At 40.8% G+C, this 11,205-nt stretch carries 12 protein-coding genes; 7 read left to right on the forward strand and 5 right to left on the reverse strand.

The features are described from left to right. The first annotated feature begins 43 nt into the window (after positions 1-43). From ACMXYU_RS11670 to ACMXYU_RS11680, 3 genes are all read left to right on the forward strand, one after another. Positions 44-1,267: an EAL domain-containing protein gene (locus ACMXYU_RS11670; protein ID WP_415898800.1), complete on the forward strand. Its 1,224-nt coding sequence runs from the start codon at positions 44-46 to the stop codon at positions 1,265-1,267. Positions 1,268-1,290: 23 nt separating this feature from the next. Then, entirely contained in the window at positions 1,291-2,121 is an 831-nt protein-coding gene (locus ACMXYU_RS11675; RefSeq protein WP_415898801.1) for an HDOD domain-containing protein, read from the forward strand. Positions 2,122-2,354: 233 nt separating this feature from the next. Beyond that, positions 2,355-3,308 (forward strand): GGDEF domain-containing protein, encoded by a 954-nt coding sequence (locus ACMXYU_RS11680; RefSeq protein WP_415898802.1) that lies wholly within the window; start codon positions 2,355-2,357, stop codon positions 3,306-3,308. 28 nt (positions 3,309-3,336) lie between these two features. Here the strand turns inward: ACMXYU_RS11680 and ACMXYU_RS11685 are convergent, their stop codons facing one another. After that, on the reverse strand, positions 3,337-4,116 hold the full coding sequence (locus ACMXYU_RS11685; RefSeq protein ID WP_415898803.1) for a substrate-binding periplasmic protein: 780 nt from the start codon (positions 4,114-4,116) through the stop codon (positions 3,337-3,339). A 298-nt stretch (positions 4,117-4,414) separates the two neighbouring features. On the opposite strand from ACMXYU_RS11685, the gene ACMXYU_RS11690 reads away from it, so the two are divergent. After that, on the forward strand, positions 4,415-5,143 hold the full coding sequence (locus tag ACMXYU_RS11690; RefSeq protein WP_415898804.1) for a substrate-binding periplasmic protein: 729 nt from the start codon (positions 4,415-4,417) through the stop codon (positions 5,141-5,143). A gap of 397 nt (positions 5,144-5,540) precedes the next feature. Here the strand turns inward: ACMXYU_RS11690 and ACMXYU_RS11695 are convergent, their stop codons facing one another. Continuing rightward, positions 5,541-6,428, reverse strand: coding sequence for a LysR family transcriptional regulator (locus ACMXYU_RS11695; RefSeq protein ID WP_415898805.1), 888 nt, complete (start codon positions 6,426-6,428; stop codon positions 5,541-5,543). A 111-nt stretch (positions 6,429-6,539) separates the two neighbouring features. Between ACMXYU_RS11695 and ACMXYU_RS11700 the strand changes: the two genes are divergently transcribed. The 3 genes from ACMXYU_RS11700 to ACMXYU_RS11710 are packed head-to-tail and all read left to right on the forward strand — an operon-like array spanning position 6,540 to position 7,782. Next, positions 6,540-7,145, forward strand: coding sequence for a glutathione S-transferase family protein (locus ACMXYU_RS11700; RefSeq protein ID WP_415898806.1), 606 nt, complete (start codon positions 6,540-6,542; stop codon positions 7,143-7,145). After that, the gene (locus ACMXYU_RS11705; RefSeq protein ID WP_415898807.1) at positions 7,135-7,530 is read left to right on the forward strand and encodes a nuclear transport factor 2 family protein; all 396 of its coding nucleotides are present in this window, start codon (positions 7,135-7,137) and stop codon (positions 7,528-7,530) included. The genes ACMXYU_RS11700 and ACMXYU_RS11705 overlap by 11 nt, the downstream gene beginning before the upstream one ends. 54 nt (positions 7,531-7,584) lie before the next feature. After that, entirely contained in the window at positions 7,585-7,782 is a 198-nt protein-coding gene (locus tag ACMXYU_RS11710; RefSeq protein WP_415898808.1) for a tautomerase family protein, read from the forward strand. 121 nt (positions 7,783-7,903) lie between these two features. Here ACMXYU_RS11710 and ACMXYU_RS11715 read toward each other — a convergent pair whose 3' ends face one another. From ACMXYU_RS11715 to ACMXYU_RS11725, 3 genes are all read right to left on the reverse strand, one after another. Next, entirely contained in the window at positions 7,904-8,971 is a 1,068-nt protein-coding gene (locus ACMXYU_RS11715) for a DUF262 domain-containing protein (protein ID WP_415898809.1), read from the reverse strand. Beyond that, positions 8,946-9,554 carry a hypothetical protein gene (locus tag ACMXYU_RS11720; RefSeq protein ID WP_415898810.1) on the reverse strand — a complete coding sequence of 203 codons (609 nt, stop codon included), beginning with the start codon at positions 9,552-9,554 and terminating at the stop codon, positions 8,946-8,948. The genes ACMXYU_RS11715 and ACMXYU_RS11720 overlap by 26 nt, the downstream gene beginning before the upstream one ends. 442 nt (positions 9,555-9,996) lie before the next feature. Beyond that, the gene (locus ACMXYU_RS11725) at positions 9,997-11,166 is read right to left on the reverse strand and encodes a sirohydrochlorin chelatase (protein ID WP_415898811.1); all 1,170 of its coding nucleotides are present in this window, start codon (positions 11,164-11,166) and stop codon (positions 9,997-9,999) included. Positions 11,167-11,205: the final 39 nt, after the last annotated feature.

Raw genomic sequence — 11,205 nt, forward strand, 5'->3', positions numbered from 1 at the left:
GAAGCACTGTGCCTTTAAATGCATGACCAGAGAGGAACCCGTTGTGGAAACTGAAGGTTATCGAATTCAGCTACCCGCTGGCGCTGTGATATTTCAGGAAGGCGAAGCCGGTGACCGCGCCTATATTGTAGATAGTGGTTTAGTTGGCGTTTCTACAAAAGTTAAAGACCGTGATCTTCGTTTTGCCATCGCCCAACACGGCGACATTCTAGGGGAGATGGCTCTGATCGATGATGGCGTACGCACAGCAACGGCCACAGTATTAAGTGATGCTGAGTTGATCGTTATTCCAAAAGAGTACATTCACCGCTTAATTGGTACTGCAGATCCAACCGTCAACTTGCTGATGCAGATCGTACTGCAACGTTATCGAGAGATGAAAGGCCATTTTGATACCGTCTCTGCAGGCGGCTCAATTGACAGCATCGAAGTAAAACCGAAATTAGAAAACGACCGTCTCAAAGAACAAACCGAGATGGCCGTTCGCCGCGTTACTGAAGAGCAACGCTTACGTGAAGCCTTAGATAACAACGAGCTTCGCCTGTTCTACCAGCCTATTGTCGATCTAGAAACCGGTTCAATCCTCGGTTGTGAAGCACTTATCCGCTGGCAGGACCCTGATCGCGGTTTAGTGCCACCTATCCAGTTTATCGCCCTAGCAGAAGAAACCGGCCTGATCGAACCGATCGGTCACTGGATCTTTTCCGAAGCTCACCAAGCAGTTAAGGAATTTAACCAGCTTGCTGATAAAGCTAATCCATTCTTTGTCAGCGTAAACCTCTCTAGTCGACAAATAGAGACCGATGCACAAGTTGAAGCACTAACCGATCATCTGTTGGATAACGACATAGAACTCGCTAACTTTAAGATTGAGATTACCGAAACTCTTTTGATGTCAGATCCACTTCGCATCTCGCAGGTACTGACAGATTTCAAACGTTTCGGCTGTAAGATCGCACTGGATGACTTCGGCACCGGTTATTCCAGTTTCAGCTACCTTCACCGCTTCCCAATCGACAGCATCAAGATAGACCGCTCGTTTGTCTCCACTATGGCCGAAAACCCAACCAGTAAAGCCATTGTTCGTACGCTTTGTACTTTGGCTGAATCTTTGGAGATGAGCACCATCGCAGAAGGGGTTGAAGAGGAAAAAGACCAAACCATGCTACAAGCCTTTAACTGCGATTTCGGACAAGGTTATTACTACTCAAAACCTATCCCGAAAGATGAATTTATTGTCTTAATTCAGAAACAGCTCGAGCGCTAACTAAATCAGGCTGAATACGACCTATGAACAAAGATCTGAATAAAGCGATTCTACGTTGTAAATCAGTAATCTCTCTACCAGCGATCTATCAAAAGATCACAGTAAAGATCGATCAACCAACGACAACCAATAATGAGCTAGCAGAAATCATAAAACTGGATGCGGGTATCGCCACCAAACTGCTAGCGATTGTGAACAGCTCCTTCTATGGCTTCCCAAGTCAGATTTCCACCATCTCCCATGCGATATCACTGGTCGGCCTTAAAGACTTTAAAAACCTTGTTCTCGGCTCCAGTGTGGTAAAGCAGTTTGAAGATGTTCGGCAAACCGGCTTTCCAATCAACGAATTCTGGGACTATAGCCTACATGTAGCCATTGCTGCTAAAACACTCGGAAAACACTGGGCAAACCGAAAGGAACAAGAAGAGCTATTTATCGCAGGCCTGCTGCACGATGTCGGTAAACTCGTTATAGCCCAAGCCTGTAAAGATCAGTTAGAAGAGATACAAAAGATCTGGCCAAACCAAATGCCACTACAGGAACAGGATTTTATCGGATTTGATCATACAGAAGCCGGTGCAGAGCTTCTCAACTCCTGGAACTTACCCAAGATTCTATCTACCGCGGTAAAACAACACCACCAGCTCGATCTAACTACTCCACCAGAGCCTACAGTACTCTGCGTTTATATGGCTAATGCTATGGCCTACGGTGACGAAGAAAAAATCAAAGCATCGCTAGAATTATGCAATCAGCATGTGGAAAACCCTATTAAACAAGAAGAGATATTGGAGATGCAGGAAGCTGTCACTGAAGAGAAGAAATCTCTGATTGGGGTTTATCTTTCGAGCTAACTGGTGGCGATTCACCTAGATGACATAACCTTGAAAAAACTCGTTTTCAAACTAGTCTAAGTTTAGCGTGTTTGAGGTATGCAAATCGAACATCAATGGTCTTGAAAGCTAAGCGAGCGCTAGGCTAAAAGAAGACAATAGGTAACACATAATGAATTATAATTTGTGTAAATTGCTTAACATCAGTTCTTCAATAAGAAACTATTCACTCACTGACATTAGAAAATAATATTATGTCAGATAAATATAAGATTAGCAGAAGATTAATTACATCACTGTTCTATATTTTTGTTATTCCCACTTTCATATCCTTATTTTTACTAATTATCGAAAATCCTATATTTGTAAACAAAGTAAACCTAGCCGAAGTAACTGGTGAATTTTTGCTTTCTTTTTCATTATTAAGCTGGATAGTTATCGTTGCTTTTGCAAATTTAGAAGCAATAACATATAGATATATCATTGCCGGCTTTAGCTTAATGTCAGCAGCTGCAGTATCAGACTTGCTAGATGAATTTATTAAAAGTGAATCTACCACAATCAATATCTTTGAAAACTTTGGATTTCCAATAGGTTTGTTCCTAGCGTCTATAGGTCTGTTTCTATGGTCAAAGCAACATAAGCAACTTGTAGATAAGCTTGATAATGAACGTTTAAAATGGAAACGAAATTCATTTTACGACAGCCTAACAGGTCTATTAAACCAACGTTTTTTCTATGAGAAAATACCGAGCATTGTTAGCTCGAAAGAGCAAAATTCAAGAAAAATTTATCTATTACTAATAGATGTAGACAATTTCAAATCGGTTAATGATACCTATGGTCATCCTGTTGGCGATGATTTGCTTCGTGTAATAGGTTTAACTATTCAGTCCTTTTTAAGAAAAGATGATTTAGGCTTTAGAATGGGAGGCGAAGAGTTTGCTATTTTGATGCACGATGCTAACGAACAGACATGCATAGACGCGGCTGAGAGGCTCAGAAAAAATCTATCTCAAATAGAAGTGATAACAGACGAAGGGGTAACAGTTACAAGAACCGTTAGCATAGGTATTTCCAACTACCTTTATGGAGAAGATATACCTAAGTGGGTAAAACGCACCGATCGAGCTCTATATAAAGCGAAGAACTCTGGGAAAGACCAAATAAATACAGAAATCCTAGAAAACAAAGCCGCTAATGAATAAGTATAAAGGGGTCTGTGTACTCATTAATCTACCTAACGTTAGTATCTTCATTTATGGGTCGAAGATTATAACTTCTTACTATATCCCCAAGCTCACCACTACTTTGTAACTTCTCAAGTCCTAGATTAAATCTATCAACTAACTTCTTATCCGTATGTTCTTTTGAAAAGCCAATGTAATAGTTAAGTTTTTTAGCCCCAAAAGCATAAACCACACCTTTAATATTAAATCTTTCTAATTGAGATCTACCGGTATCTTGATTATGAAAAACCGCATCAATTCTGTTATCCATCAACTTTCTAAAATTCTGACCATTACTATTTGGCAGCATTTGAATATGCAGTGGTTCCAACCCTCTCGCCTCTAGCTCCTCACTTAACATCTCTAATGAATAAGAAGTATTAGATGGACCAAACACACCAACCTTTTGACCCGAAAAATCATCAATCTCATTGAACTCATCACGCTCACTAGCACGGGTAAAAAATCCATATTCAGTGCTCATAAGCGGTAAAGACCAATATAACCACTTATCCCTTTCTTTATTCCAGCCAAGAGGAAAGTTAGCATTTACTTTTCCCTCTTTTAGTACCGACTTAGATCTTCTATTTGGATAAAGGTATATTTTTGTATCTATCTTCGTTGCAGCAGAGACTCTATCAACAATATCAACAAAAACACCGGTTACTCGCCCTTCGTCAACAGTAATAAATGGAGGGAAATCATGAACGCTGATAGATAACTCTTCAGCTGTAACATTTACTGAAAAAAGTAGTGCCGAACATATAGCGATTTTTTTTAACCCCATAACATGCCTCACAACAACACTTGGTGCCTTTGTACAAGAGCTAAGGCTCCATTTAAGGATAGATGAAGTAAAGCTACTTAGAGGATCAGAGCCCTTTTTATGCCCCTCTCACACCATTCCACAACAAGTTAGATATAGAGCCAGCAAAGAAAAGTGCTTCGCCTGTTTAACTCTAGTTTTTCATATGGAGCAAGGAGAACTAGACTAAAAAGAAAAGATCAGCTTTATGCACAAACGCCTTTGCATCCTATTACTAAGCATTCTTTCACCAGCATTAGCTGATGCTTGCACTTTGACTATGGGTTATCGCACCAGCGAGAGAATGCCATTAATTCAAAAAGCTCCAGATAACTCAGGCTTGTATAAAGATCTCTATTCAAAAGCAAGCTCCCTTATTAACTGCACGTTAAAGATTAAACGCCTTCCCAAAAAAAGAATTCTCTATGCTATGCAAAATGGCACTATCGACTTTTATCCGGGGTTTAACTTTTCCCTAGAACGCCAACTTTATACCTTCTATATCCCTAATGGACTGACCACCGGCCTGCAAGTTATCTCACTGGACAAAAGTCCAGAAATTAAAAATCTGGAGGACATGAAAGGGCGAACTATGTTGATTCCCAATGGCAGCCCTACTTTTGGAGCCGAAGAAAAAGGGGTGATCGTAGTAGTGGTAGAAAACTTAGATTTGCCACGCGCCATTGAGATGCTAGAACAAGGACGAGCAGACTATTTTCATTACCAAAGCGATACCATTCGATACTACTTAAAAAAATACCCACATACTCAAATAAAGCGTCACCCATGCTGTTCTTCAGCAGAGCCTATGTACTTAGGCTTTTCTCGATTCTCACAGCACTACCAACATACAGAAAACCCAAATTACAAACCCAGTTCAGCGATAACAATTAATAACGACCCAGACAAACTTTTACCTGATAGCCTTCCCCATAAACTTCAAATGGCATTGCAGTTTCTCGATGAAACGGGTTTTATCGACCAGCTTGAGAAAAAGTACTACGAATAGCAAAGGGAAGAGAGCTCTGCTCCAGTTGAATTGATATTGATAGCCTTAAAAATTAGGAATTATTCCTATATTACTATTTCATTACAAAAAGTAAGGTTAATTTTTAATTATGATAAAGGATTATCGATATGCAGATTGAAGGTCTATGTGAACACTGCCAAGAATTATTAGAAGATCAAGAAGGGCACCCAAGCTTAACCAAGATTGTAAGGATGCCTCCAGAGACAACTTACAAATGTGAACAATGTGGGTCTGCCTGGTGTTATACAACCATATCTACTCAACCATGGGACGTTGTTCGCATTGGTGGATGTGACAATCATACGATCCAAGGATGCTAATTAGCCAAGCGCTGTTAATTTAGATATTAAGGAGTCAGAGCCCTTTTTATACCTCTTTAACCACCGGCCCCATTTGTTTCAAACCAACGCTCTAAAAAGTTAATACACAGCTTAATTTTAGGTGGCGTCAGTCGCCTAGCCGGATACATGGCATATAGGGTTAAACGTGGTCTTTCTACATTGTTTAACAGCTCTACAACCTGCCCTTGCTGAATTGCATTTCCCGCAATAAAGTCAGGTATAAAACCAATACCCAAGCCCTCTTTAACAACATCAAGCATAAAGGGCGTGCTGTTCACGCGTAGATTGCCACAGACCTTTACGCCCTCACCAAGCGGCCAAATATCCTGACCTCTGAAATAGCTATAGATAAAACAGTTATGCTCCGACAGCTCTTCAACCGTCGTAATTGGGCCCTGTTCTTTCAAGTAGTCTTCAGATGCACACAGCTTGTAGCTAAATTCCATTAACGGTTTACCGACATAACCGGAATCAAATGGACGACTCGCTGCTCTAAAGCCAAGATCGAATCCATTTTCAATCAGATCGACGGGGGCATCATCAAGATGAATATCCAACTCTATTTCAGGGTATTCACGCATAAAATCTGCAAAAACGTGGCTTAGGTGCGAGATACCTAAAGCCATTGGCGCATTAATCTTGAGCTTGCCGCGGGGTAAATCTTGCGCCCCTTGGACAAAGCTTTCAGCGTCATCAATGCGCTCTAAAATCTCATGGCAATGGCGAAGGTAGCCCTCGCCTATAGTGGTTAGCTGTAACGATCGGGTAGATCGATGAATTAACCGCGCGCCGATTTCCGTCTCTAGCCGGCTGATCTCTTTACTCACCATCGACTTAGACAAGCCAAGCTCTTCAGCGACTTCAGTAAAGCTCCCCCGCTCTGCTAAGCGAATGAACAGCGACATTGCCCTAAGTTTATCCATAGTAGTTTCCAATATGTGAACAGTACGTTCATATTGTAGATATATATGAAACCTAGCAAGGCATTTATTCTGATTCTGTCTTTTACGATCTGACCTAATCAGGAGAAACCTATGTACACCTTGTATTACCTGCCCAACGCATGCTCACTCGCGACGCTGACTGTTTTGTTAGAGATGGATGCATCTGTCACCCTGATTAACAAAAACAGGGTTACTGACTTCTCTGCAATCAACCCTATGGGTAACGTCCCCGTGCTAATCAATGAGGGTAAAACGCTGACAGAAGGTGCAGCCATCATGCTTTACCTCTTGCGCTCTAAAGCCAATCAGCTGTTCCCTCAGGATGAAAAGGATCAGCAAAAAGCGATTCAGGACATTATGTTTGCCAATGCGACTATGCATCCCGCCTACGGCAGACTGTTCTTTATCTCTCAAAATATGAGCGAAGGGCCTGAGAAAGATAAGGCCTTAAACGCCGCAGCAAACGCCATCAATAGCCTATGGGAATCAGTAGAAGCTGAACTAGAAAACCGCAGCTACCTCGGCGGAGAGTCCGTATCCGCAGCAGATATTATGCTGGCCGTTTATTCACGTTGGGGTGAGTATTTTCCCGTTGAGATCAAACTGGGTTCACGTACCACAGCTATGCTAAACCGCGTTGTTGAAAGACCGACATTTCAGCAAGCGCTGCTGATGGAGGCCGATAATGACAACTAACCCTGCCATAGATGATGACTTCACCATGATTCGGTCCATCATCAACAGCTACTTTACGGGTTTGTATCAGGGCAATAGCAGCCAACTGAAAGCGATCTTTCACCCAACGGCCATGCTGAAAAGCCCAGGTAATTTCCGTTCTCTTGAGCGCTGGCTGCAAGATGTCGAAACCCGAGCAACTCCCGAGTCACTTGGACAACCATTTAACTTTAAGATCCTGTCCATCGAGATCATCCAAGATCAAGCGATGGTCAAACTGGAATGCCCATTGTTCGATTATTTCTATATTGATTTTTTAGGCTTACTAAAGGAACAAGGCCGCTGGTTAATCGTAAACAAGATGTACACAGACATCGCTCAACCAACCGACATAGCTACCGTATAAAGCACTTACACAGAGAATGTTCTGACCAGTAACTCATCAGCAAGAGAATCTAAAATGCCATACGTGAATATCAAAATTACCGATGAAGGCGTAACACAAGCCGAGAAAAAGGCCCTAATCCAAGGCACCACAAAGCTACTACAAGAAGTCCTGAACAAAGACCCTCAATCTACCTTTGTGGTAATCGACGAAGTAAATACAGATAACTGGGGTGTAGGCTACGAGTCTGTCACAGAGAGAAGAAAGGGATAATCGAGTTCGTTAGAATCCAAACAATAAAACCGGCATATCGCCGGTTTTATTGTTATTGGGGGCTCTCAGTAGGATACTGCTGAGCAGAGTTAAAATCTACTCTGACCCCATTTATCACCATTTATCTAGGCAATAAAAGGTTATCAATATGCTTATTACGAATAAGCCTCTCTTTCCGGTTATTTACACCTTCTTTTGCGGCAATTTGATAATCTGCAGGTACGTCACTTTCAAATTGGGTTAGAGTATCGCGTACATCGCCTATTGAACCCAGTATCGAAAAATCTTCAATTGTCGCTAGAAAAGAGAATAAGCTAAACATATTAGATTTATTAAGCCAGTAAGATTTAGGATCTAAATCTAAATCCAATATATATTTTGAAGTATTCTCGAATTTCTCTATGAGTTGACTTTTTTGAGAAAAATCTTCTTTTAGCTCATCTAAGTACCTAGTTGCCAAATCATTCCTTGTATAAATACCACCTATATTTGTTGCCATCAAATTAAGGGAATACATCAAATGAATTTGACGACTAATTTCATAAGGGGTAAAAATACCACTCTCAATAATCAATGACTTAAAATAAGAGACTTCCTTTCCCTTTGCCCACTCTGTAAAGTCCTCAGGAATCGAAGGATCTAACAATAAAGAACTATCTTCATCATCATTTTTATCAAAAAGTATCTCACCAGTTAAATGCTTGGAAACAAGCATAAATTCAGATGAAGCGAACTCAGAAGATAACTTTTCAATAGCATTAAGGGAGTAAAATGTACGATTAAGCCTCTGAAAAATTTCTTTAATATCGGGGTCTTCATTATCGATATCAAGATCGATAATTGGAACTTGGTATTTTAGAAAACTTTCTTGCTCATAGTCCTCTAAATCATTAAAGAATCTAGAATCTACTTGAAACTTATTATTAATAAATTCAACGATTGAAGACATACGCTGTTGTCCATCAACAATGCATGACGTAGTCGTCATGGATTCTAAATCAATAGAACCTTTAGCAACAAAAATCTGAGGTATCGGGAAACCCATCAGTATTGTCCGGATAAAGTCAACTTTATGAATTTCGCGCCATACTAAGTTTCGTTGAAAATATGGTGATAAGATCAATCGTTTTGACTTTATTTCATTTGCTAGGTCAATAAGTTCTTTAGATCTTACTTGGTAACGAATCATATTCTGCTCTATTATTTTTAAATTCCGTGATACATTCAACCTGCTTACATTCAAAGAAATATTCTGAAGCATATATCGCTCCATTTATACTTTTAAAAAGGTCAAAGTATTCATTAGATATATTACGAAAAAAGTCTAACCATTTAGACTTCATCTCACAGTCTGGCATAAAAAAAGGATTAATAAACCCCTTCTTTAAGTTATTAATAAATTGTTTATTTGTGCTTTTACCACAATATTCTGGAAATACAGATAAATTTGTAAACCCATCAGTTACTTTATGTACTTCTTCTAAGTATTGGTTATAAAGGCCAAGATTAATAACTGATATATCTAAATCAGATTCACCTTCTGTGAACTTTGTTTTTTTAAAAAAACTGATTCCCGTTTTTGATGAACCTGTCACCTGAATTGAAGAAAACGGTGTAATCAACTCATTCTTAATTTCATTTTTGATTTCATACTCGATATCCTGCTTATCTTTAAAGATAAGTGTCTGGTATGATAAGAAGATCTTCCTAGCTAGATCAGCTTCATCCATTCCCGAATCGAGGTCTTTATTTAGGATGCCTATTATGTCCATTTATGTGATCCTACAATACCCCTAACTTTAGGCAGATAGCTTATCATATAGCGAGTTTTACGTAAGGGCGATTACTTTCTATCAGTATTTGCTCAGATAACATCTAAATATACAACAAGTGACATACTACACACTGACACGGAGCTCTTTTATCTTTTCTAAATAAAAAAACCAGTATCCCCCTGAAACCATTCCAGTACAAAAAAACTACAGTTTCACCCCTATTCCATTATTCTTTGATCTAAATCCTTATCCTTCAATAGATACCAGCCTTCGCAGGTAATACGTTTTAAAAAGCCACCCACAAAAAAACCGGCACAAAAGCCGGTTTTTCAATCTTTTTCTCTAGCGACGCAGCCGCGTCCTAAAAGCGAAGCGTTCTCTAGCTGCGAAGCAGCGTCCTAACCACTATAAGCGAAGCGCTCTAGCCACTAGCATCTATCTACTTATGCGCCAAAGCATCCTCAGCCTTACAAAGCCCCACCTTCGCTTTCTCCTCTTCCAGAATCTCTTCTGGGAACTGAGACATAAAGCAGCAGCAGATGCCTTCGCCAATCATAGTGCGTGGGCCGAGTGGATGACCGATATGTTTGTAGACGCCGTGCGAATGACCATGCTCATGAGAATGGCCGTGTTCATGGCTATGTGAATGCCCATGAGAGTGCCCGTGCGAATGATCATGATGATGGTGATGACCATGTGAATGATCGTGGCTGTGACCATGTTCAGCATCAGGGTTGAATTCAGCATGGTGGTGGTGAACATCAACCTCACCTGCAGCCAAACGACGCTGGAAGGATTCCATTAGGGTTTCATCACCTTGTGGAAGATCATCCAGAATTTCACGCACACGGATCTCAAACGCGTCGATCACTTTGTCGTGATCGTTTAGGTACGGCGTTTTGATAAATTCGATCGCTTGGTTCTCTTCTGCCACTTTATCCACATAACCAAAGATGCGTTTGATCAAACGACCTGTGAATAGGAAGTAAGGTGCCACCACAATCTTTTTGAAGCCTAGCTTCATTAGACGTTCTAGACCTACGCCAACCGATGGGTAAGTTACGCCAGAATAAACTGTATCAGCCCATCCAAAGCCCATGTTCTCGTTGACGATACGGGTTAGTTTGGCCGCTTCGGCATTGGCTTCGGTATCCGATGTACCACGGCCAACAACCACCAGCATAGTGTCGTAAAGATTCTCTGGTGGGTTTTCTGGGTCTAAACCTAGGGATTCGTAGATACGCGCCTGAAAGGCTTCGATCATCGCTGGGTGAAGGCCTAGCTCTTTACCGTAGTGAACGTTTACGCCTTCGTTCTTTTCAGCGTAAGTTGTCAGTACAGAAGGGATATCATTTTTAGCGTGGGTTGCCGCAAACAGCATACCCGGCACGGCGTAGATATCTTCTACACCTTGCTCTATTAGGGAGTTAAGCCCCATATGAATATTCGGTGCAGAAAACTCTAAGAAACCATACTCTACCGGCATATCAGGGAAGCGTTTTTTTAACCCTTCCGCAACACGGCCAAACTCTCTTTCTGCATCTTTGTCACGGCTACCGTGACCGCACACCATAATACCTTTTTTAGGCACAGGGCTTTCTCCAATCATTCGTAAAACACATTGTTATTGTACGGACTTTTTTATCAA

The sequence above is a fragment of the Neptuniibacter sp. QD48_11 genome (assembly GCF_047778095.1).
In the GTDB taxonomy this organism is placed as follows: Bacteria; Pseudomonadota; Gammaproteobacteria; order Pseudomonadales; family Balneatricaceae; genus Neptuniibacter.